Consider the following 20,426-nt stretch of genomic DNA (forward strand, 5'->3'; position numbering starts at 1 on the left):
TTTTGATCGTTCCAGGGCTTGGAAGAACATGACAGCACAACCTCATTGCGCCAGGGTAAACGGCGTCTGCAACCGCTGCGACACACCGGTACCGTTCGCGTTTACCATGGCCTTTCAGCCCATCGTGGACGTAGCACGTCGTAAAGTGATCTATTACGAGGCGTTGGTACGAGGCGTCAACGGTGAGTCCGCTTTTTCCATTCTTGAGCAGGTGACCGACGACCTGCTGTATCGCTTTGACCAGGCGTGTCGGGTCAAAGCCATCGAATTGGCCAGTGCGCTGGGGATGGAGGCGCGACTCTCGATCAACTTTCTACCCAATGCCGTTTACGAACCCGAAGCCTGTATTCAATCCACCCTGGAGACATCACGCCGGGTGGGCTGGCCCACCGAGCGGCTGAACTTCGAAATCACCGAAACCGAACGGGTGGTCGACCGAACACACCTGCGCAACATCATCGATAGCTATCGCCGCATGGGGTTCACCACGTCGTTGGATGATTTTGGCAACGGCTATGCCAACCTGAACCTGTTGACCGATTTGCGACCGGATACGCTGAAGGTAGACCGAGAGCTGGTCATGGGCTGCGACGGCAATCCACGGCGGCAGGCCATTCTCAAAAGCCTGGTCGCCCTGGCGCGCACGCTGGGCACCCAACTGGTGGCCGAAGGGGTCGAGACACGGGCAGAGTCACGCTGCCTGCTGGACTTGGGCATTTCGGTACAGCAGGGGTACTATTTCGCCAGGCCACAGGTAGGTGTGCTGGCCAGCGTGGCTGACGAGCAATACGATTGAAGAAGGTTCAAAGCCGTTCGAGGTAAGCCGTGCCGCCCAGATTACGCATCTGTTGGCGGATCCACTGGCTACGACGTTCGACCTGGGCGTCGGGTCGCGATGCGCTGCGAGTGCGCGGGCTAGGCAGGATGGCCGCCAGCAGGCTGGCCTGGCGCTCGGTCAAGGCACTTCCGGAAGCACCAAAGTAGTGGTCGGCGGCAGCTTCCAGCCCAAACACCCCGGTATCCCACTCGGCCACGTTCAGGTACACCTCCAGAATCCGCTGCTTGCTCCAGAAGGTTTCGATCAGCAGGGTGAACCAGGCTTCCAGCCCTTTGCGCAGCCAGCTGCGCCCGCTCCATAGGAAAACGTTCTTGGCCGTTTGCTGGCTCAGCGTGCTGGCCCCGCGCAGCCTCGAGCCATCGCGGCTGGCCTCCCAGGCACGACGCAGCTCCACCACATCGAAACCACGATGAATCGGGAAGCGCTGATCCTCGGCGGCAATCACCGCCAGCTTGGCGTTATTCGAGAGATTGTCCCAGCTACGCCACTGGCGCTGGATGGTGATGGGTTCGCGATGGACCCAGCTTTGTACCTTGCGTTCCACCATCACCATGGAACCCGGCGGCGGCACGAAGCGAAACAGCCACACCAGCGCCACCGAGAGCAGCACAAAGGCCAGCGCGCCACGCCAAACAAGACGCCAAAGCAGACGAAGAACTCGGCGCAGCGCGCGATTGACCATGTCTCGGTACCCTTAACGTTTCATGAGGTGTTCCGCATGATAGCGCAAATGGTCCTCGATGAACGAGGCGATGAAGAAGTAACTATGATCGTAGCCTGGCTGACGGCGCAGCGTTAGCGGGTGATCATGCTCGGCGCAGACGGCTTCCAGACGCTCGGGCATCAGCTGCTCTTCCAGGAACTGATCGGCTTCCCCTTGATCGATGAACAACCGCTGCCGGGAAGCGCCATTGGCCACCAGCTCGCAGGCATCGTACTGGCGCCAGCGGGTCTGATCTTCCCCAAGGTAGCTGGTGAAGGCTTTTTGCCCCCAGGGGCAGTTCATCGGGTTCACGATCGGCGCAAAGGCCGATACCGAACGGAAACGCCCCGGATGACGCAGCGCCAGAATCAATGCACCATGCCCTCCCATGGAGTGCCCGCTGATCGACTCGCGGCCATTGACCGGAAAATGCTGACGCACCACGGACGGCAGCTCTTCGACCACGTAATCGTACATGCGGTAGTGAGGCTTCCAGGGCGCCTGGGTGGCGTTCACGTAGAAACCTGCGCCGGACCCCAGATCGTAGCTTTCATGCTCGCCGGGCAACTCCGTGCCGCGCGGGCTGGTATCCGGGCATACGATCGCCACGCCCAGCTCTGCCGCAATGCGATGCGCGCCGGCTTTCTGCATGAAGTTTTCGTCATTGCAGGTCAACCCCGACAGCCACCACAGCAGGGGCACCCGCTCGTTTTCGGCTTGTGGCGGCAGGTACACCGCAAAGACCATGTCGCAGTCCAGGGCTCGGGAGTAGTGGCGGTAGCGCTTGTGCCAACCGCCAAAACTGCGGTTTGCCGACACCAACTCCAACGTTTCACTCATGCTCATGGGCAGGCTCCTTAAACAGTGAAACGCGGCGGGTTGCCCCGGCCGCGTTCTTTCAGGCTGCTTTCATCATACTCAGTAATGCAGAACGGTACGAATGCTCTTGCCGGCATGGAGCAGATCGAAGGCTTCGTTGATCTTCTCGAAGGGCATGTCATGGGTAATGAAGTCGTCGATGTTCAGCTCGCCGTTCATATAACGGTCTACATAACCCGGCAGCTCGCTACGCCCTTTCACGCCGCCAAACGCAGAGCCTTTCCATACCCGGCCGGTGACCAGTTGGAAGGGGCGCGTGGAGACCTCTTCACCGGCACTCGCCACGCCAATGACGATCGACTCACCCCAGCCCTTGTGGCAGCACTCGAGGGCGGAACGCATCACGTTGACATTGCCGATGCACTCGAAGGAGTAGTCCACGCCACCGTCGGTCATGTCGACGATCACTTGCTGGATCGGGTCGCTGTAGTCTTTCGGGTTGACGAAGTCCGTCGCGCCGAACTGCTTGGCCAGCTCGAATTTGTCCGGATTGACATCAATGGCGATGATCCTGGTGGCCTTGGCCATCACGGCACCCTGGATCACCGCCAGACCGATCGCCCCGAGGCCAAACACGGCAACGGTGGAGCCCGGCTCGACCTTGGCCGTGTTCAACACGGCACCAATCCCGGTGGTGACACCGCAGCCCAGCAGGCAGATCTTGTCCAGCGGCGCTTCCTTGGAAACCACGGCCAGCGAGACTTCCGGCAGCACGGTGTACTCACTGAAGGTGGAGGTGCCCATGTAGTGGTGCAGCATCTTGCCTTCCAGCGAGAAGCGCGACGTGCCATCGGGCATGACCCCTTTACCTTGGGTAGCGCGCACGCTGCCACACAGATTGGTCTTGCCGGACAGGCAGAATTTGCACTTGCCGCACTCAGCGGTATACAGCGGAATGACGTGGTCGCCTGGCTTCAGGCTGGTCACGCCTTCGCCCACTTCCTGTACGATACCCGCACCTTCGTGGCCCAGTACCGCCGGGAAGTTGCCTTCCGGGTCGGCGCCCGACAAGGTATAGGCATCGGTATGGCAGACGCTGGTGGCCGCCATCTTCACCAGCACCTCGCCCGCCTTGGGGCCTTCGACATCGATGTCGACCAGTTCGAGCGGCTTGCCCGCTTCGAGTGCAACCGCAGCACGTGATTTCATGCAAATCTCCCCGAGGTGTTGCCCAGCGACGTTCCACTGGCTGGGCGCAACAGCGCTCGATAAAGTGGATGGATAAACGTGGTTGCAGTGTAGGCCAGCTAGGCGAAAGGGATAAAGTGGGATACACTCACAAGATTATTGCCACTGAGCAACAATCGCGTTGCTCATTCGCTACCACCCTTCACCGCCAGATGCACATGAGGAGCGCCATGCAGCGCTGGGATCGTATCGAAGCGTTCGTGGAAGTCGTACGGCTCGGCACCTTTTCGGCCGCGGCTCGCCACTTGAAGGTGTCCACCTCGCATATCAGTCGGCTGGTCAGCCAGTTGGAGAATCAGCTGGGCGTTCAGCTACTGTATCGCACCACACGGCAGATTCGGCTGACCGATGCCGGGGCCTTGTACGTGGAGCACTGCCGCCATTTGTTCGATGGGCTGCGTGATGCCGAGCAGGCAATCAGCGAGCTGCAGGCCAAACCCCATGGGCTACTGAAACTGACCTCGGCAACGACCTTCGGCGAGCGCTACGTTGCCCCGCTGGTCAATGATTTCCAGCGCCTGCACCCTCAGCTCGAAGTACACATGCACTTCACCAATCGCCCGGTGGAGTTGATCGAAGAGGGTTTCGACATCGCCATTCGCATGGGGGTGCTGAAAGACTCCAGCCTGATTGCCCGGCGGCTGTGCGAGCGCCGCGAATACGTGGTGGGCTCACAGGCCTATTTTCGTCAGGCACCCCGCCCCCACACGCTGGGCGAACTGAGCCAGCACCGCTGCCTGCTGGGCTCACGCCCCAACTGGCTGTTCGAAGTGAACGGCCAGCGGCGAGAGGTCAAGGTAGAGGGGTGCTGGAGCGGCAACTCGGGGCCTGCCCTGCTGGATGCGGCCCTGAAAGGGCTGGGCCTGGCTCAGTTGCCGGATTACTACGTCGCTCCGCACTTGACCAATGGTGAACTGATCTCGGTGCTGGAACCCTTCCAGCACCACGATACGGCGGTATGGGCGGTCTACCCACGCCACCGCCACTTGTCACCCAAGATTCGTCAACTGGTGGACTATCTGGTGGCCAATATCGGCCGCACCCTGCCCCAGGCCTGACACTCGCAGCCGGATTAACACTCGATGGCGTTGACCGCGAGCCCTCCCTTGGAGGTCTCCTTGTATTTGTCCTGCATGTCGCGTCCGGTATCGCGCATGGTCTTGATCACTTTATCCAGCGAGACGAAGTGGTCGCCATCACCATGCAGCGCCATACGGGCGGCATTGATGGCCTTGACCGACGCAATGGCATTGCGCTCGATACAGGGGACCTGCACCAGCCCCGCCACCGGGTCACAGGTCAGCCCCAGGTTATGCTCCAGGCCAATTTCCGCAGCATTTTCTACCTGCCGCGGCGTACCGCCCAGCACTTCGGCCAGCCCGGCCGCCGCCATGGCGCACGCCGAGCCGACTTCTCCCTGGCAGCCCACCTCCGCCCCGGAGATCGAGGCGTTTTTCTTGCACAGTATGCCCATGGCGCCCGCGGCCAACAGAAAATCGACCACGTCGGCATCGCAGGCGTCGGGTTCGAACTTCAGGTAATAGGCCAACACCGCCGGAACGATACCGGCAGCCCCATTGGTGGGCGCCGTGACCATCCGTTTGCCGGCCGCGTTCTCTTCATTGACGGCCAGCGCAAACAGGTTGACCCAATCCATCACGCTGAAACTGCTGACGATCAGACGCTGCTGGGCGGGCGGCGAAAGCAGTTGCTGATGCAGGGCGTTGGCGCGACGGCGCACGTTCAGCCCGCCGGGTAACCGCCCGGTGGCTTTCAGTCCGTTCTCGATACTGTCACGCATGGCGTGCCAGATCTTCAGCAGTTCGGTACGGATGGTGTCTTCGCTGCGCCAGGCTTTCTCGTTTGCCAGCATCAGCTGGCTGATACGCAAATCGTTCGCCTGGCACAGTGCCAATAGCTCGTTACCCGATTCGAACGGATAAGGCAGCGCCGTCTTGTCCTCATCCAGCCCGCCCTGATCGGCACAGGCCTGGTCGACATAGAAGCCGCCGCCCAGCGAGTAGTAAGTGTTGGTCGCGATGACCCGCTCTTGCTGGTAGGCCGTGATCACCATGGCATTGGGATGAAAGGCCAGACAGGTCTCGTCCCACTCGATGTCTCGCGCACGGTCGAAGGGCAGCGAATGCCCATTGGGCAGCGTCAGTGGCGTCCCGTCGTCCAGCGCCGCCAGGCGTCCGGCAATGCTGTCGGGCTCGATGGACTCGGGCATTTCACCCATCAGGCCCATCACCACCGCATTGTCGGTGCCGTGGCCTACCCCAGTCGCGGCCAACGACCCGTGCAGCCGCACCACCAGCCGTGACACGGGCGCTTCCGGCAACGCCATCACGAAATCCCGCGCCGCGCGCATGGGCCCCACGGTATGCGAGCTGGACGGGCCAATGCCTATCCGAAACAGATCAAAGACGCTAATGGCCATGGTGACATCCGCCCCTCAACGGTCGTTATTGCTTGCATGTCGTTACTTTGCAGTGTAACCCGCCATTCGTCGAGATATTCCTGGCACGTTCGACGTGTCAGCACAGAAAAGTGACGATATAATGGACATGGATTCATGTATGTTTGTTGTTTGACTGATTTCGCCTGACGTAGAGGAACCGTGATGCCACCCTCCTGGCCTATTGATTTTCGCACTGCGCTGCTGCGCGCGACACTCTATATACTCTTCATCGGAGGCATCGCCCAGGGCGCGTATCTGGAAGCGTTGTATCTGCCTACCGTGCGCTATACCGAGCTGGGGTTCACCGAGCTGACCCAGACTTTCATTCTGATCAGTTGCTGCACCCTGCTCCTCTACGTACGCCATGTGCTGAAAGTATGGCCCACGGTGACCCTGCTGCTGCTGGCCTTCCTCGCTGCCTCGCTGGTACGTGAGCAGGACTACTTTCTCGATGAGTACGTCGCACGGCATACCTGGAAAATCCTGGTCGCCATGATCATCCTCCCCTCACTGGCCTGGGTCGTGTACCAGCGCCAGCGTTTTCTGGAGGAGTTTCGCCACTTCAGCAATAGCTTTGCCTTTGGGCTGTTTGCAGGCGGCGTACTGGTTACTTATGTATTTTCACGCCTATATGGCAGGCAAGTGTTTTGGCGCGCCGTATTGGAGGAGCAGTACGTCCGGGTTTTCAAGGATGTGGCAGAAGAAGTGGTCGAGCTGCTGGGCTATAGCCTGATTCTGTTTGCCATGATCGAGCTGCTCCTGCTGGCCCGACGCCTGCACCTTGCTCGCCAGAAAAGCGCCTGACACCCTGCCAATCGGTTCTTTTTGCCGTCTTTGGGAGCACCGCCAGGGACGGCATTTCATTTTTCACATCCCGCTATTCCATGGCGGCAACGAATCCTGTGGAGTTGGCGATGGGGGTATTATCACTGATTTCGAGAGTTGTTCAGAGGCTCCCTAGATTCTTTCTTGCAGCGCCTTGAGGAAGGCATCGATATTCTCATCGTGGCGTTTGTAGTAGGTCCAGGGGCCGATCCGCTGCGATGTCACCAATTGCGCGCGCTGTAGAGCTGCGAGATAAAGCGATGTCGTTGACTGCGAGAGGCCCGTGCGCTCCTGGATGATACTGACGCACACGCCTACCGTTTCTGGGTCGACCTCCTGCCCGGGAAAGGCTGTCCTGGGATCCTTGAGCCAATTGAGGATGGTAAGGCGCATCGGGTTCGCCAATGCTTTCAGGGCTTCGTTGACGTCAATAGTCATGAATTTTTTATACCTACTCTTCCGATATCTGGATATCTGGATATCTTCCTGATTCACGCAGCAAATTGGAAGGCTTCACCATGATCTCCGCGCCTGCCCTTCGCAGTGATGGGCAGGCTTGGACTGGAATCCTATTGTCCTGTCAGGTAGGACTATCGGACACCTGTGCGCCGAATTGCGGGACGATATGTTTGCCAAGTTCCTCGATAACCTCTGCTGCGGGGCGTTTACCATACTTGAGGTTCAGGATGACGTGATCTACACCGATTTCCTGAAGTGTATCCAGCAAGGCCAGAAGATGGTTACGTCCCAGTCGGAATCCTAGATGGATAGGCGAGGGCGGCGTGGATGGGTGTTCGTCCAGGTCGATATACAGCGATTGCAAGAATGGCTTGTAGATAGTGCCACACTGTTTAGCCGTTTCCTGTCGCCAATCTTCCACGACCAGTCGCTGCATTTGTGGCGGACGTGGATAGTTGATCCATCCATGGCTTTCACGCGCGATCCAATCGAGCGGCTGGCGGCTGTGTCCGGTTACGAATAGCGGTATTTCCCGAGTCGTAGGTTTGGGAACGAGATCGGCCCCCAGTAACTCGCCGTGACTCCAGCGAATGGGCTCGAAGTGTGTTCGATGGGCTTGGCGTATCACATTGAAGTTTTCTTGAAAGGTCTCGCCACGCTTTTCTGGATCAACGCTGAATGCGGGAAACTCCACGGGACGATCGCCAGAGGCTACTCCCAGGAGCAAACGACCTCCGCTCAACTGATCAATGCTCGCTGCGGCCTTTGCCGTGTGCAAGGGATTACGCAACGTAAGAGCGATGGAGGCGGTGCCCAGTGCGATTTCTGTTGTCTGGGCTGCGATGTAGCCCAGATACACCCAAGGGTCGAAAACCTGGCCGACATCACCGAAGCTTGGGTCCCTGAGCGGCACATCGCGAAACCAGAGCGCCGAAAAACCCAGTGCCTCTGCACGTTTGGCCAGCGCAACCTGATCCAGCATGCGCGGTGTGTCACCCTGGAAAGCCTCCAGGGGAAAGAACAGCCCAAGGCTTAGATGACCCTGCCTGAAGGTCCGTTTGAATCCCCTATGCTCTTGGTAGGGAGTCGTGCTCGGTTGGTACATGCTTAACTTCCTCGGTCAGCAAACGCAGAGCCACGCCCCTGAGTTATGGGGCGTGGCACTGAGCGTTTAGGGTTTGTAAGTAGGATAGTCGATGTAGCCCTTATCGGTACCGCCGTACATGCTGCCTGGATCAAGTGGGTTAAGCGGCCAGTTGTTGGCGATACGCGCTGGCAGGTCGGGGTTCGCAATGAAGGGGCGGCCAAAAGCGATCAGGTCGCCCCAGCCAGCTTTTATCACGCGACTTCCTCGTTCAGCGGTGTACTTGCCGGCATAGATAATCTTGCCGCTGAAGGTCTTACGAACAGCTTCCCGGAACGTCTCAGGCAGCTCGGGTGCGTTGTCCCAATCGGCTTCGGCGAGCGACAGGTAGGCAATGCCCACTTCCTCGAGGATCTTCACTGCCTCGATGTAGGTTTGGTGAGGATCTTCTTCGACCAGGCCGAGGTAGACGCGGTCTTCGTCTGTGGTCGCGAACAGCGGGGCGAAGCGAACGCCAACGCGCTCCTTGCCGACCACACCAGCAACGGCGAGGGTGATTTCGCGCAGGAAACGAAGACGATTCTGCAGCGAACCGCCATATTCATCATCACGCTGGTTGGTATGGGCCGAAATGAACTGGTTTACCAGGTACCCGTTCGCGCAGTGAAGCTCCACCCCGTCAAAACCTGCTTCCAGAGCATTTCGGGCTGCTTGGGCGTAGAGCTCAACCAGTTCCTTTACCTCCTCGGTGGACAGGGCTCGTGGGGTCGATGGGTCGGCCAGTGTACCCGTGCCGGGGCCAGTTTCGATGAACACCTTGACGTTGTCCGCGCGGATGGCTGATGGCGCGACGGGTGCTTCACCACCGGGTTGCAGCGATGTGTGCGACACGCGGCCCACATGCCAAAGTTGAGCAAAGATCACCCCTCCTTCGGCGTGAACAGCGTCGGTGACCTTACGCCAGCCTTGTATCTGTTCCGGGCTATGAATGCCGGGTGTCCAGGCATAACCCTGTCCTCGGGGTTCGATCTGTGTGCCCTCGGTCACCATGAAGCCAGCACCGCTGCGCTGACGGTAATAGGTGGCCATCAGGTCGTTCGCAATATTGCCGGGTTGGGAGCTACGCGAACGCGTCAGTGGCGGCAGAACGATACGGTTCTTGAGGGTGTATGGGCCCAGCTGAGTGGTTTTAAAAAGTTCTGAGTGTGTCATTTTGCTTACCTGCATATCTAAAATATTCGATGTCGTAGGTCGAAAAACATGGATCAACGAGGCCTGAAGAGCCTAGCGGTGCTTCGTTGAGGCTGACGTAGATATTCTTCTTCTGGCTGTAGGCTTCCAGCATTGACTTGTGAGTTTCCCGTCCTGGGCCAGATTTCTTATCGCCACCAAAGGGGCATGGGCTGAGGTCTCATGGTAGGTATCGCTGGAATCTTTCATGGGGGTACCACCTGAGGTTTCTAGCGCGGGTTACGAGTCAAGGCTATTCGCAATATCTATATATGTCAATATGTCGCTATTATTTCCGGCACGTATGCATATTTTCACGCCCTTGCAGCTCACTTCTGGATCAGCTGTGCCCGCGCCGTGCTTCGCACCAGGGTTGTCTATGAGTCTCTGGCTATTTCCCCAGGCCCTGGGGAAATAGCTTGGGGTTTGAGAAAGCCTGCTTAAGGTGGTCGTACACCAATCGCACCCGCTTCGATACAGGACCCTGCTGCGGGCGGTATATGAACAGATCCCATGGTGCTGGAGCGTGATCAGCCAAAACGGCAACCAGCTTTCCTGACCGCAGATGAGGCTCAGCCAGATAGGCAGGAATTTGGCCAAAACACATGCCTGCCAGGGTGGCTTCCAATTCCGTATCTGGATCATCACAGATAAGCGCTGGCTGCCTGGGCGCGAACGTTTGCCCGTCGGCAAATAGCCAAGGCCAAGGGCGGCCATTTTTCCGGTCGATCAGGACTGAAAGTGGCAGCTTAGCTAAGGCATCCAAAGATTCAGGTGGTGTCTTTTGGCCTATGAGAGACGGGCACGCGACAACGTAAAACGGCACGGGAGCCAAGGCTCGTGCAACGTAGCGCCGGTCGCGGATAACCCCCACCCTGATACCAATATCGATATGCGCCTCAACAGCATCAGTCATCTGATCTTCCAAGCGGAGATCGAATTGCAGGTCAGGATGTGCAGCGGCCAGGGGCTGAAGAAACGGTATTAGGAAGCGCCTGCCAATAGCATGTGGAGCCGTAATCCCCACCCTACCTGACAGCTCAGGCTCCGTCCTGTGCGACCGGAATAGCGTATCGAAATGATCCAGAGCTGACCTGGCATCTTTGGCGTAATCCTGACCGAAAGCAGTGATGCTCACCTGGCGGGTATTGCGGTGGAACAGTGATTCGCCAAGCTCAGTTTCCAGGGCTTGAATGGCTCGAGTCACCCCTTGTGGGGAGATGCCTAATCGAGTTGCCGCTTCGCGGAAGCTACCTGCCTCTGCTGCTGTGCAAAAAATCCTAACCATCTCCATGCGGTTAAGCATGTTGCCCCTCCCATTTATTCCATTTTCAGGAATAGCATAATCCAATCATTTCCATTTATTGAGATCAATCATGGGTCTAAAGTTTGCGCACTGCCAGGTTAACCAGCCATGGCGAAGTACAAACCCGCCGATGAGGTTCTCAGCATGAGCAATAACATTTCTGGAAAAGTTGTCGTTATCACCGGTGCCAGTAGCGGCCTGGGTGAGGTTACTGCACGCCACCTTGCTGCGCTTGGCGCTCGCGTAGTGCTGGCTGCACGTCGCAAAGATAAACTCGACGCATTGGTGGCTGAGCTGACCAATGCAGGTGGTCAGGCAATCGCGTATCAGACCGATGTTACCTCTCAGGAAGAGGTCAAAACGCTCATTCAAGGTGCCGTGGACACCTACGGTCGCATTGATGTACTGATCAACAATGCCGGACTGATGGCGATTGCACCGCTCAGCGATACTCGCACTGACGAGTGGGATCGCATGATCGATATCAACATCAAGGGTCTGCTGTACGGAGTCGCGGTTGCATTGCCAGTCTTCCAGAAACAAAACAGTGGTCACTTCATCAACATCGCATCGGTTGCAGGCCTGAAGGTGTTCAGCCCGGGTGGCACCGTGTACAGCGGCACCAAGTTTGCTGTGCGGGCTATCTCCGAAGGACTGCGTCACGAAGTCGGTGGCAGCATCCGCACCACGACTATCGAGCCGGGCGCCGTGGACTCCGAACTGAAATTCGGCAGCACCCACCAACAGAGCCGCGATTTCGTGGTGGATTTCTACAAGCATGCAATTCCCGCCGAATCGGTCGCTCGAGCTATCGCCTTCGCAATTGAGCAGCCTGCTGACGTGGATATTAACGAGATCGTTCTGCGCCCAACCGTGCAGGAATTCTAATGAGTTGAGGGCCTGTCTCTTCGGCGTCAGGCCCCGCTTATCTGGAGTGAAAAGCGGTGAGCAACGTAACTGATTCGCTGTAAATGAGGTCGTTATCGAACATCGCGAAAAACCTCGTACTTCTAGTGCGAGGTTTTTCGCGATGTTCGATAACACGCTCGACGATATCCTCTTCATCGCTGACGATGACATGCGCAGCGCCTGCATCAAGCAGGGCTTGCTTCTTCGCGCGAGTTCGTGTGATCGCAATCGATGTGGCGCCGACCATTCGAGCTATTTGGAAGGCGGCCAAGCCAACACTGCTTGACGCGGCGGTAACGATGACAAAATCGCCCTGCCGTAGCTTCGCCTGTTCAATCAATGCTCCCCAGGCGGTGACGTACTGCATCCAAGACGCCGCAGCCTCTTCAAAGGACAAGTTCTCAGGGTTCTTTACCACCAGGTGGGCCGGTACATTGGCCAACTCGCCGTAGGTGCCCCAGCGAGCAATATCCAGAGGTGGGATCAGAGCGACCGAGTCACCAATCGTGATCTCGGTTACGTCGCTCCCGACTGCCGTTACGATGCCTGCGGCCTCGTAGCCTAAGCGGCTGGGGAACTCCGCTTCTTGCAGGTATGCGTGATTGCGAAACATCACTTCGGCTCACACCAAGCGGCCGCCTTCGCATCAACGCGCCGGTCACGTTCGGAGTTCGCAAGCTTTCGCCACGCCTGCTGGAATACATGGTTCGGTATCCTCAGGTGTCTGTTGACCTGATGTTATCGAACGAACTGGTCGATATCGTTGATGATGGTTACGACGTGGTATTTCGCATCGGCGAGCTGGTGAGCAGTGGGTTGAAGGCAGTGCCACTGGAGCCCTATCAGATGGTTTTATGCGCTGCGCCGTCCTATCTTGCACGTCGCCCGCCCATCATCAATCCGTGGGATCTACAGCAGCAGGAGTGTCTGGGGTTTACCTATTCTGATGGCCGCTCACACTGGAGCTTCGACAGCCCGGAGGGGCGTATAGATGTTCCTATTACAAGCAAATTAACGATCAATCAAGGCGATCCACTGCTGGCAGCGGCTGTAGCTGGTCTAGGTGTGGTTCTACAACCGATAGAGTTGGTTAGCGATGCACTGCGCGATGGGACACTGGTGCGTCTGTTGCCGCAGTACCCGGTGCCGAATACCGCCATGCACATCCTCTATGCCCCTGACCAAAGAATGACGCCAAAGCTGCGCAGCTTCTTGGAGTTTGCGCGTGAGGCTTTTGGGCAGCGAGGCCCTCTCTAACGCACGAAAATCAATGTCGGCGCTATCCGGCACCGGGCTGGGTGCACTCATCGACGACCTGGACCTTGAACCACAAAAAAGCCCGCCGTGTTTCCACGGCGGGCTTTTTCGAGCGACGCTTACTCGTCCAGGAAGGAGCGCAGCGGCTCGGAACGGCTGGGATGACGCAGCTTGCGAAGCGCCTTGGCTTCGATCTGACGGATCCGCTCGCGGGTCACGTCGAACTGCTTGCCGACTTCTTCCAGGGTGTGATCGGTATTCATGTCGATACCGAAACGCATGCGCAGCACCTTCGCTTCGCGAGCGGTCAAACCACCGAGGACGTTACGGGTCGCTTCGATCAGTCCTTCGCCGGTCGCCATATCGATGGGCAGCAGCATAGTGCTGTCCTCGATGAAGTCGCCCAGATGAGAGTCGTCGTCATCACCAATCGGCGTCTCCATGGAGATCGGCTCCTTGGCGATCTTGAGCACCTTGCGCACCTTGTCTTCCGGCATTTCAAGACGCTCGCCCAGCTCTTCAGGCGTCGGCTCACGGCCCATTTCCTGCAGCATCTGACGAGAGACACGATTGAGCTTGTTGATGGTCTCGATCATGTGGACCGGAATACGAATGGTCCGCGCCTGATCCGCGATGGAGCGCGTAATGGCCTGACGAATCCACCATGTCGCGTAGGTGGAGAACTTGTAGCCACGGCGATACTCGAACTTGTCCACCGCCTTCATCAGACCGATATTGCCTTCCTGAATCAGATCCAGGAACTGCAGGCCACGGTTGGTGTACTTCTTGGCGATCGAGATCACCAGGCGCAGGTTGGCCTCGACCATCTCTTTCTTGGCCCGGCGCGCCTTCGCTTCACCGATGGAGAGCTTGCGGTTGACTTCCTTCAGGTCCGCCACCGTCAGCTGCACCATGTCTTCCTCGAACGCAATCTTGCGCTGAGAACGTGCGATGTCGGCACGCAGTGGCTCAAGACGGTCGGCATACTTGGGCTGCGCTTCCTGGAAAGCGTCCAGCCACGATGAATCCGACTCATGCCCCGGGAAGGACTTGATGAAGGTCTTGCGCGGCACCTTGGCTTTCTTGACGCACAGCTGCATGACCGCCTTTTCCTGGGCACGCACCTGCTCCACGCTGATGCGGATCTGCCCCACCAGGCGCTCGAAGTGCTTGGGCACCAGTTTGATGGGCGAGAACAGCTCGGCCAGACGTGCCTGCTCGGCCTTCAGCTCGCTACTGCCACGACCAAACTTGGCCAGCGCCGCTTCGACGGCGGCGTTCTGCTCACGGATCTGCTCGAAACGCGCCTTGGCTTCTTCCGGGTCCGGGCCACCTTCGCTGGCGTTGGTGTCCTCGTCATCGTCGTCATCGTCGCTGTCGATATCATCGTCATCGCTCAGCTCGGCATCGACTTCCGGCTCGGGGGTTTCCGCTTCGGCCACCCCAGGAATGCCTTCATCGGGGTCGATGAAGCCAGAGAACAGGTCGGAAAGGCGCCCTGGCGCTTCCTCGTCCTGGGTTGCGTCGTAGGCTTCGAGGATGGAGGCAACGGCACCGGGCAGGTACGCAAGCGCCGACATGACCTCCCGCGTGCCCTCTTCGATCCGCTTGGCGATTTCGATTTCGCCTTCACGGGTCAGCAGCTCCACCGTGCCCATCTCGCGCATGTACATGCGGACCGGGTCGGTAGTGCGACCGACGTCGCTTTCCACGGCGGCGAGTGCCGCAACGGCCTCTTCCGCAGCGGATTCGTCCGTGGAGTGATCCGACATCATCAAAGTGTCTTCATCTGGCGCTTCTTCAACGACACTGATACCCATGTCGTTGATCATGCCAATGATGTCTTCCACTTGATCCGGGTCGGCGATATCCTCGGGTAGATGGTCGTTGACCTCGGCATAGGTCAGGTAGCCCTGTTCCTTGCCGCGCGCGATCAACTCCTTCAGACGTGACTGCTGCTGCGCATTTCCAGCCATAGAAACCCTATCTCGACGAAGAAGAATGAAACACCTGGGGCGCTGAATCGATTAAACTCAACAAGCCGAACAGTATAGCGTAAATAGCGGGATTTTTTCCAGCGAAACGTATTTGCGCGGTCATTCAGGTGTGTTAGGTTGTTCGGTTAGCCAATACTTGGCGGCATAACCTCTATGTGGCCCTGAAGTTCGAGATTTCAACCCCTCACCTCTTGCAACCACCTTGTGCATTAGCGGCCCTGGGTCAATTCCAACACCAACCCGGCCAACCGCTGCCGCTGCTCCTTATCCAGTTTTTGCCCTGAGCGCTCCAGCGCCAGCAAGGCATCGTACTCTTCCTGAGGCGAACGCTTGCGCTGCTGCTCGACCAAGTGCTCGACCAGACCGGTCAGCTCGGCTTCACGAGTCGCCCTGGGAATCAGCAGCTCCCGCGCGGCCAGCTCTGCCAGCACGCGCCCCTCTTCACTGCCTTGAAAATGCGCCAGTACCACTTGCGGGCTGCGGTAGCGTCCGGCGCGTAGCAGGGCAATCAGGTCGCGGCACAGCGATGCCTGCGGATCCTGACCAGGCAGCCAATCCTGCGTTTCCGGCAGAACGGCCACCAGCGTCGGTTCATGCAGCAACAGCTGCACGATACGTCCTACGGTGGAGAGCGCCCGCGAGGTGCTCGCCTGACGCAACGGCCGACCACCGCGCGGGCGAACCTGCTCTTCCGGCGCCGCCTGCGCATCGACCGGCTCCCACTGCGGCGACACCCTGGAGGCTGCTGCCACGCGTTTGTCCAGCAACCCCTGCAACTGCGCCTGGGACAGCCCACTGCGCTTGGCGAGCGTCTCCAGCAGCAGCGACTTCAGCATGCCTTCCGGGACCTTCTGCAGCGCCTCCAGCACGTGACTGGCGAAGCGCTCGCGCCCTTCCACGGTCTGCAAGTCGCGCCCCTGGGCAGCCTGCTCGAACAGAAACTCCGACAGCGGCATGGCACAGGTCACGCGGTCTTCGAAGGCCTCGCGACCCTCGCGGCGCACCAGCGAGTCCGGGTCATCCCCTTCCGGCAAGAACAGAAACCGTGCCTCGCGGCCATCGATCATCTGCGGCAGCGCGGTTTCCAGCGCACGGCTGGCTGCCTGACGCCCGGCGCGGTCACCGTCGAAACAGAACACCACGCGACTGACCAGACGAAACAGGCGCGTCAGGTGGTCTTCGGTGGTGGCGGTGCCCAGCGTGGCCACGGCGTTATGAATGCCGTACTGCGCCAGCGCCACCACGTCCATGTAACCTTCGACCATCACCAGCTGTTCCAGCTTGCTGGTCGCCTGACGCGCCTCGTACAAGCCGTACAGCTCGCGCCCCTTGTGGAAGACGGGCGTCTCCGGCGAGTTGAGGTATTTGGGCTGCTCATCCCCCATGACCCGACCGCCAAAGGCGATGGTCCGACCGCGCAAATCGCGTATCGGAAACATCACCCGGTCGCGGAAGCGATCATAAGTGCGCCCAGTGTCCTCACGGTGAATCAGCAGACCGTACTCGATCTGCACCGACTCACCGATGCCCTTGGCGCTCAGATGCTGCTTCAGCGCCTCCCAACCGCCGGGGGCATAGCCAATCCCGTAGGTGGTCATTACGTCTGGCGAAAGGCCACGCCCCTGCAAGTAGCGCTGGGCCGCCCACCCCTCCTGCATTTTCAATCGTTCGCGATAGAAGCTGGCCGCCACCTCGAGAAGATTGACACCTTCCTTGCGTTTTTTCTCCCGCTGCTGGGCACGCGGGTCGTCCGTCCCTTCCCTGGGCACGTCCAGCCCCAGCCGCCCGGCCAGTTGCTCGACCGCCTCGGGAAAGGGCAGCTTGTCGTATTCCATCAAAAAGCGTAGCGCATTACCGTGGGCACCACAGCCAAAGCAGTGATAGAACTGCTTGTCGGCACTGACGGTAAACGAAGGTGTTTTTTCCTGATGGAAAGGACACAGGCCGGAAAAATTACGGCCCGCTTTCTTGAGCTGTACGCGCTCCCCCACCACTTCGACCACGTCGACGCGGCCAAGCAGATCGTCAATAAATCGCTGTGGAATTTGACCTGCCATGGGCTGAGGGCATCCTCGCGCAACACGCTTGTGGGCGGGTCTAACGTCATCAGGCCACGCGCCTGATCACCTTAAACCGCGTAAAACAGACAACACGAAAACGAAAAACAAACGGCCACCTGGTGGCGGCCGCTTGGCATCCCTCTTGAGACAACCAGCCAACTGCTCTGGCTCTCTCCAGGTACGGATCAATAGAGCCGTTCGAAACGCTTACGCTCACGCTGCAACTTCTTGGCGTGACGTTTTACGGCAGCTGCCGCTTTGCGCTTGCGCTCAGCAGTCGGCTTCTCGTAGTACTCGCGACGACGTACTTCAGACAGAACGCCAGCTTTTTCGCAAGAACGCTTGAAGCGACGCAGGGCGACGTCAAACGGCTCGTTATCACGTACTTTTACAGAAGGCATTAAGCACTCACCTACCTTAAGGAGTCTTGAGTTCGGATAGTACGCACACCGAACAAGACGGTGTACGACCCAGTTTTACAGCGCACAGTAGTCTAGTCGTGGTTGGCCATCTTTGCAAATGCTTACGCCCAGCGGGCACGACAATGCTAGACTAGCCGGTTTCGAGTACCTGCCTTTTCAATCAGATGAGTGCTTTTGCCATGCGTGTACTGGGCATCGAGACATCCTGCGACGAAACCGGCGTCGCCATTTACGACACGGCCTACACCGGCGGCCAGGGTCTGCTGGCCGATGCCCTGTACAGCCAGATTGCCATGCACTCCGAATATGGCGGCGTGGTGCCCGAACTGGCCTCTCGGGATCACACACGCAAGCTGCTGCCGCTCATCGAACAGGTATTGAAAGAGGCCCATCTTTCCCGCCACGACCTGGATGGCATCGCCTATACGGCGGGCCCGGGATTGGTGGGTGCGCTGATGGTCGGTGCCAGCACCGCCCATGGCATGGCCAGGGCGCTGAACATCCCCGTATTGGGGGTGCATCACATGGAAGGCCACCTGCTGGCGCCCATGCTTGAGGAGGAGGCTCCTGCCTTTCCCTTCGTGGCCCTGCTGGTCTCCGGCGGCCACACCCAGCTGGTGGAAGTACAGGGGCTGGGTTGCTATCGACTCCTGGGCGAATCAGTAGACGATGCGGCCGGTGAGGCCTTCGACAAGGCCGCCAAGATGCTGGGCCTGGCGTACCCAGGCGGCCCGCTGGTGGCCAAACTGGCCGAACAGGGCGACCCTAAACGCTTTCGCTTCCCGCGCCCCATGACCGACCGCCCCGGGCTCGATTTCAGCTTTTCAGGCCTGAAGACCCACACCTTGACGACGATTCGCCAGCTGGAAGCCGCGGGCGAGCTGGACGAACAGGCCAAAGCCGACGTGGCACGCGCCTTCGAAGAGGCCGTCGTGGATACGCTGGTCATCAAATGCCGCCGAGCCCTGGACGAGACCGGCCTGAAACGCATCGTGATGGCAGGTGGTGTGAGTGCCAATACGCGGCTGCGCGAGCGCCTGGCCCTGGAGACCCAAAAGCGCCAGGCCCGTGCCTATTACCCCCGTGGGCGCTTCTGCACCGACAATGGCGCCATGATTGCCTACGTGGGCGCCCAGCGTCTGGCGGCAGGAGAACGCGACGACAGCGGTATCATGCAGGCTACACCACGCTGGCCACTGGACACGCTGACAGCGCCCCTCAGCAGCACCCGATAACCCGTTGGCCTATTTGCGCAGCGGGGGCTCTTCCCCCTGCCGCCAACGACGAATATTGAGCATGTGGCGGGCCAGTACCAGCAGGCTGAAGCCGCCCACCACGCCGGTGTAGGCTGGCGCCAGCCAGGCGCAAAGCAGGGGCGCCAACAGCGCGCTCGCAACCGACGCCAGCGCGGCGGTACCCAACCGCCATGCCATCAACGCCCAGATGGCAGCGCTGAGCAGCGCGACGCTGGGCACCAGCACCAGCAACACTCCGAAGGCGCTGGCGACGGCCTTGCCGCCTCGAAACCCATACCAGAGCGGGAAACTGTGGCCCAGCAGTACCGTCAGCCCTACCAGCCCTTGCCACATAATCGGCAAGGCCAGCCACTTGGCCGCCAGGACCACCGGCACCGCCTTCAAGGCATCCAACGCTAGGGTGGCCGCCGCCAGCCGGGGGCCATACAGCCGTAACACGTTGGAAAACCCGGGGTTACAGGAACCGCAAAAGCGCGGGTCGGCCACGCCTGCCCAACGGCAGACGCTCACCGCCGCCAGCCAGCTGCCGCTCAAGTACCCCAAGACGATCCACAGCATCCCCTGCTCACCCTGCCCCTCATCAGCCAGCGCCGCCGCCTGAACTGTCGTTTATGGTCGTCCTCAAGTACAATCGCCCGCTTGTCGACGCTGGGGAATGACCTGTGGACCGCATATTGATTGAAGCACTCACCGTAGAAACCGTGATTGGCGTATACGATTGGGAGCGCACTATCACGCAATCGCTGAGCCTGGATCTCTCCCTGGCCACGGACATCCGGCCTGCCGCCGCCACCGATGATTTGCGCCTGACTCTCGATTATGCCGCGATCTGCCAGCGAATCCAGCAGTTCGCCGACGAGCATCAGTTTGCGCTGGTCGAAACCTTTGCCGAGCGGCTGGCCGCCAGTTTGCAGCACGAGTTCCCAATCAGCTGGCTGCACATGCGTGTGCGCAAGCCCGGCGCGGTGCCTCAAGCAGCCAGTGTCGGGTTGGAAATCACCCGCGGCAGCCTGCCAAAAAAACCGCAAGGATAGCGCCCCATGAATCTGGTGACACTGAGCCTGGGCAGCAATATCGACCCGGAAAAACACATCCGCCTGTGCCTGGACGCCCTGGCAGAGACGTTTGGCGAACTGCAGATATCGCGCATTTTCGAGAGCGAACCCGTCGGCTTCAAGGATAGCCGCAATTTCTACAACCTGGTGGTGGCGTTCCATAGCGACTGGTCCGTGGCCAGACTGCAGGCTTGGTCCAAGGCATTGGAAGTGGCCCATGGGCGGACGCCCGACATGGTCAAATGCAGCCCACGCGCCCTGGATATCGACCTGCTGACCGTGGGAAATGCCTGTGGTGTGGTCGATGATGTGGCCCTGCCCCGGGCTGAAATCACCCAGAACGCTTTCGTACTGCAACCCTTGGCCGAGCTGCTGCCCGACGAACGGCACCCCCGCTGTCATACGCCTTATGCCACGCTGTGGCAGCGTTTCACCTTGGGTCGTCAGCGGCTGTGGGCCATCGACTTTCAGTGGCAGGGGCGCTTCGTTTCCCAGGC

The 20,426-nt window shown here is 59.3% G+C and carries 21 protein-coding genes; 8 read left to right on the forward strand and 13 right to left on the reverse strand.

The annotated features are described in order from the left end of the window. Window positions 1-28: 28 nt before the first annotated feature. The gene (locus tag B7L72_RS02940) at window positions 29-796 is read left to right on the forward strand and encodes an EAL domain-containing protein (protein ID WP_446718536.1); all 768 of its coding nucleotides are present in this window, start codon (window positions 29-31) and stop codon (window positions 794-796) included. A 7-nt stretch (window positions 797-803) separates the two neighbouring features. On the opposite strand, the gene mtgA is transcribed toward B7L72_RS02940, so the two are convergent. The 3 genes from mtgA to B7L72_RS02955 form a co-directional block, all read right to left on the reverse strand. Continuing rightward, a complete protein-coding gene (mtgA, locus tag B7L72_RS02945; RefSeq protein WP_081192444.1) occupies window positions 804-1,520 on the reverse strand; it encodes a monofunctional biosynthetic peptidoglycan transglycosylase in 717 nt (238 codons plus the stop codon). Window positions 1,521-1,532: 12 nt separating this feature from the next. Next, the gene (fghA, locus tag B7L72_RS02950) at window positions 1,533-2,387 is read right to left on the reverse strand and encodes an S-formylglutathione hydrolase (RefSeq protein ID WP_016916326.1); all 855 of its coding nucleotides are present in this window, start codon (window positions 2,385-2,387) and stop codon (window positions 1,533-1,535) included. 72 nt (window positions 2,388-2,459) lie between these two features. Next, window positions 2,460-3,569, reverse strand: coding sequence for an S-(hydroxymethyl)glutathione dehydrogenase/class III alcohol dehydrogenase (locus tag B7L72_RS02955; protein ID WP_081192446.1), 1,110 nt, complete (start codon window positions 3,567-3,569; stop codon window positions 2,460-2,462). Window positions 3,570-3,778: 209 nt separating this feature from the next. Between B7L72_RS02955 and B7L72_RS02960 the strand changes: the two genes are divergently transcribed. After that, entirely contained in the window at window positions 3,779-4,666 is an 888-nt protein-coding gene (locus B7L72_RS02960; protein ID WP_081192448.1) for a LysR family transcriptional regulator, read from the forward strand. Between the two features lie 14 nt (window positions 4,667-4,680). Here B7L72_RS02960 and B7L72_RS02965 read toward each other — a convergent pair whose 3' ends face one another. Further along, window positions 4,681-6,048: an L-serine ammonia-lyase gene (locus tag B7L72_RS02965; RefSeq protein WP_081192450.1), complete on the reverse strand. Its 1,368-nt coding sequence runs from the start codon at window positions 6,046-6,048 to the stop codon at window positions 4,681-4,683. A 183-nt stretch (window positions 6,049-6,231) separates the two neighbouring features. Here B7L72_RS02965 and B7L72_RS02970 point away from each other — a divergent pair, with 183 nt between their 5' ends. Then, window positions 6,232-6,873, forward strand: a complete 642-nt coding sequence (locus tag B7L72_RS02970; RefSeq protein ID WP_081192452.1) for a hypothetical protein — start codon at window positions 6,232-6,234, stop codon at window positions 6,871-6,873. A 153-nt stretch (window positions 6,874-7,026) separates the two neighbouring features. On the opposite strand, the gene B7L72_RS02975 is transcribed toward B7L72_RS02970, so the two are convergent. The 4 genes from B7L72_RS02975 to B7L72_RS02995 form a co-directional block, all read right to left on the reverse strand. Continuing rightward, window positions 7,027-7,332 carry an ArsR/SmtB family transcription factor gene (locus tag B7L72_RS02975; RefSeq protein WP_036993197.1) on the reverse strand — a complete coding sequence of 102 codons (306 nt, stop codon included), beginning with the start codon at window positions 7,330-7,332 and terminating at the stop codon, window positions 7,027-7,029. A 142-nt stretch (window positions 7,333-7,474) separates the two neighbouring features. Then, the gene (locus tag B7L72_RS02980; RefSeq protein WP_081192454.1) at window positions 7,475-8,458 is read right to left on the reverse strand and encodes an LLM class oxidoreductase; all 984 of its coding nucleotides are present in this window, start codon (window positions 8,456-8,458) and stop codon (window positions 7,475-7,477) included. 66 nt (window positions 8,459-8,524) lie between these two features. Then, window positions 8,525-9,649 (reverse strand): alkene reductase, encoded by a 1,125-nt coding sequence (locus B7L72_RS02985; RefSeq protein WP_081192456.1) that lies wholly within the window; start codon window positions 9,647-9,649, stop codon window positions 8,525-8,527. A 409-nt stretch (window positions 9,650-10,058) separates the two neighbouring features. Further along, complete coding sequence (locus B7L72_RS02995; protein ID WP_081192458.1) at window positions 10,059-10,973, reverse strand: LysR family transcriptional regulator; 915 nt, start codon at window positions 10,971-10,973, stop codon at window positions 10,059-10,061. A gap of 108 nt (window positions 10,974-11,081) precedes the next feature. On the opposite strand from B7L72_RS02995, the gene B7L72_RS03000 reads away from it, so the two are divergent. Beyond that, window positions 11,082-11,861: an SDR family oxidoreductase gene (locus B7L72_RS03000; protein WP_254893743.1), complete on the forward strand. Its 780-nt coding sequence runs from the start codon at window positions 11,082-11,084 to the stop codon at window positions 11,859-11,861. Between the two features lie 37 nt (window positions 11,862-11,898). Here B7L72_RS03000 and B7L72_RS03005 read toward each other — a convergent pair whose 3' ends face one another. Then, window positions 11,899-12,495, reverse strand: coding sequence for an alcohol dehydrogenase catalytic domain-containing protein (locus B7L72_RS03005; RefSeq protein ID WP_254893744.1), 597 nt, complete (start codon window positions 12,493-12,495; stop codon window positions 11,899-11,901). Between B7L72_RS03005 and B7L72_RS03010 the strand changes: the two genes are divergently transcribed. Next, a complete protein-coding gene (locus tag B7L72_RS03010) occupies window positions 12,477-13,139 on the forward strand; it encodes a LysR substrate-binding domain-containing protein (protein WP_217806028.1) in 663 nt (220 codons plus the stop codon). The two genes, B7L72_RS03005 and B7L72_RS03010, sit on opposite strands and share 19 nt — an antisense overlap. Before the next feature lie 119 nt (window positions 13,140-13,258). On the opposite strand, the gene rpoD is transcribed toward B7L72_RS03010, so the two are convergent. The 3 genes from rpoD to rpsU all read right to left on the reverse strand — a co-directional run bounded on the left by rpoD (window position 13,259) and on the right by rpsU (window position 17,597). Then, the gene (gene rpoD, locus B7L72_RS03015; RefSeq protein ID WP_081192460.1) at window positions 13,259-15,115 is read right to left on the reverse strand and encodes an RNA polymerase sigma factor RpoD; all 1,857 of its coding nucleotides are present in this window, start codon (window positions 15,113-15,115) and stop codon (window positions 13,259-13,261) included. 230 nt (window positions 15,116-15,345) lie between these two features. Next, window positions 15,346-17,193: a DNA primase gene (gene dnaG, locus B7L72_RS03020; protein WP_081192462.1), complete on the reverse strand. Its 1,848-nt coding sequence runs from the start codon at window positions 17,191-17,193 to the stop codon at window positions 15,346-15,348. A gap of 188 nt (window positions 17,194-17,381) precedes the next feature. Then, complete coding sequence (gene rpsU, locus B7L72_RS03025) at window positions 17,382-17,597, reverse strand: 30S ribosomal protein S21 (RefSeq protein ID WP_081192464.1); 216 nt, start codon at window positions 17,595-17,597, stop codon at window positions 17,382-17,384. A 200-nt stretch (window positions 17,598-17,797) separates the two neighbouring features. On the opposite strand from rpsU, the gene tsaD reads away from it, so the two are divergent. Next, on the forward strand, window positions 17,798-18,853 hold the full coding sequence (tsaD, locus tag B7L72_RS03030) for a tRNA (adenosine(37)-N6)-threonylcarbamoyltransferase complex transferase subunit TsaD (protein ID WP_081192466.1): 1,056 nt from the start codon (window positions 17,798-17,800) through the stop codon (window positions 18,851-18,853). Window positions 18,854-18,862: 9 nt separating this feature from the next. Here tsaD and B7L72_RS03035 read toward each other — a convergent pair whose 3' ends face one another. Next, on the reverse strand, window positions 18,863-19,432 hold the full coding sequence (locus B7L72_RS03035) for a glycerol-3-phosphate acyltransferase (RefSeq protein ID WP_081192468.1): 570 nt from the start codon (window positions 19,430-19,432) through the stop codon (window positions 18,863-18,865). Between the two features lie 104 nt (window positions 19,433-19,536). On the opposite strand from B7L72_RS03035, the gene folB reads away from it, so the two are divergent. Together folB and folK are read left to right on the forward strand one after the other, a co-directional pair. After that, window positions 19,537-19,908, forward strand: a complete 372-nt coding sequence (gene folB / locus B7L72_RS03040; RefSeq protein WP_081192469.1) for a dihydroneopterin aldolase — start codon at window positions 19,537-19,539, stop codon at window positions 19,906-19,908. A gap of 6 nt (window positions 19,909-19,914) precedes the next feature. Next, window positions 19,915-20,426, forward strand: a 512-nt coding sequence (gene folK, locus B7L72_RS03045) for a 2-amino-4-hydroxy-6-hydroxymethyldihydropteridine diphosphokinase (RefSeq protein WP_081192831.1), incomplete at its 3' end; no start/stop codon positions are given.

It is taken from the genome of Halomonas sp. BC1, assembly GCF_002078135.1.
Classification (GTDB): Bacteria; Pseudomonadota; Gammaproteobacteria; order Pseudomonadales; family Halomonadaceae; genus Vreelandella; species Vreelandella stevensii.

What these genes read in the sequence shown, in the direction of transcription:
- B7L72_RS02940 (WP_446718536.1), top strand. Translation starts at nt 29, where the DNA reads ATGACAGCACAACCTCATTGCGCCAGGGTAAACGGCGTCTGCAACCGC.
- mtgA (WP_081192444.1), bottom strand. Translation starts at nt 1,520, where the DNA reads ATGGTCAATCGCGCGCTGCGCCGAGTTCTTCGTCTGCTTTGGCGTCTT.
- fghA (WP_016916326.1), bottom strand. Translation starts at nt 2,387, where the DNA reads ATGAGCATGAGTGAAACGTTGGAGTTGGTGTCGGCAAACCGCAGTTTT.
- B7L72_RS02955 (WP_081192446.1), bottom strand. Translation starts at nt 3,569, where the DNA reads ATGAAATCACGTGCTGCGGTTGCACTCGAAGCGGGCAAGCCGCTCGAA.
- B7L72_RS02960 (WP_081192448.1), top strand. Translation starts at nt 3,779, where the DNA reads ATGCAGCGCTGGGATCGTATCGAAGCGTTCGTGGAAGTCGTACGGCTC.
- B7L72_RS02965 (WP_081192450.1), bottom strand. Translation starts at nt 6,048, where the DNA reads ATGGCCATTAGCGTCTTTGATCTGTTTCGGATAGGCATTGGCCCGTCC.
- B7L72_RS02970 (WP_081192452.1), top strand. Translation starts at nt 6,232, where the DNA reads ATGCCACCCTCCTGGCCTATTGATTTTCGCACTGCGCTGCTGCGCGCG.
- B7L72_RS02975 (WP_036993197.1), bottom strand. Translation starts at nt 7,332, where the DNA reads ATGACTATTGACGTCAACGAAGCCCTGAAAGCATTGGCGAACCCGATG.
- B7L72_RS02980 (WP_081192454.1), bottom strand. Translation starts at nt 8,458, where the DNA reads ATGTACCAACCGAGCACGACTCCCTACCAAGAGCATAGGGGATTCAAA.
- B7L72_RS02985 (WP_081192456.1), bottom strand. Translation starts at nt 9,649, where the DNA reads ATGACACACTCAGAACTTTTTAAAACCACTCAGCTGGGCCCATACACC.
- B7L72_RS02995 (WP_081192458.1), bottom strand. Translation starts at nt 10,973, where the DNA reads ATGCTTAACCGCATGGAGATGGTTAGGATTTTTTGCACAGCAGCAGAG.
- B7L72_RS03000 (WP_254893743.1), top strand. Translation starts at nt 11,082, where the DNA reads ATGGCGAAGTACAAACCCGCCGATGAGGTTCTCAGCATGAGCAATAAC.
- B7L72_RS03010 (WP_217806028.1), top strand. Translation starts at nt 12,477, where the DNA reads ATGCGTGATTGCGAAACATCACTTCGGCTCACACCAAGCGGCCGCCTT.
- B7L72_RS03005 (WP_254893744.1), bottom strand. Translation starts at nt 12,495, where the DNA reads ATGTTTCGCAATCACGCATACCTGCAAGAAGCGGAGTTCCCCAGCCGC.
- rpoD (WP_081192460.1), bottom strand. Translation starts at nt 15,115, where the DNA reads ATGGCTGGAAATGCGCAGCAGCAGTCACGTCTGAAGGAGTTGATCGCG.
- dnaG (WP_081192462.1), bottom strand. Translation starts at nt 17,193, where the DNA reads ATGGCAGGTCAAATTCCACAGCGATTTATTGACGATCTGCTTGGCCGC.
- rpsU (WP_081192464.1), bottom strand. Translation starts at nt 17,597, where the DNA reads ATGCCTTCTGTAAAAGTACGTGATAACGAGCCGTTTGACGTCGCCCTG.
- tsaD (WP_081192466.1), top strand. Translation starts at nt 17,798, where the DNA reads ATGCGTGTACTGGGCATCGAGACATCCTGCGACGAAACCGGCGTCGCC.
- B7L72_RS03035 (WP_081192468.1), bottom strand. Translation starts at nt 19,432, where the DNA reads ATGCTGTGGATCGTCTTGGGGTACTTGAGCGGCAGCTGGCTGGCGGCG.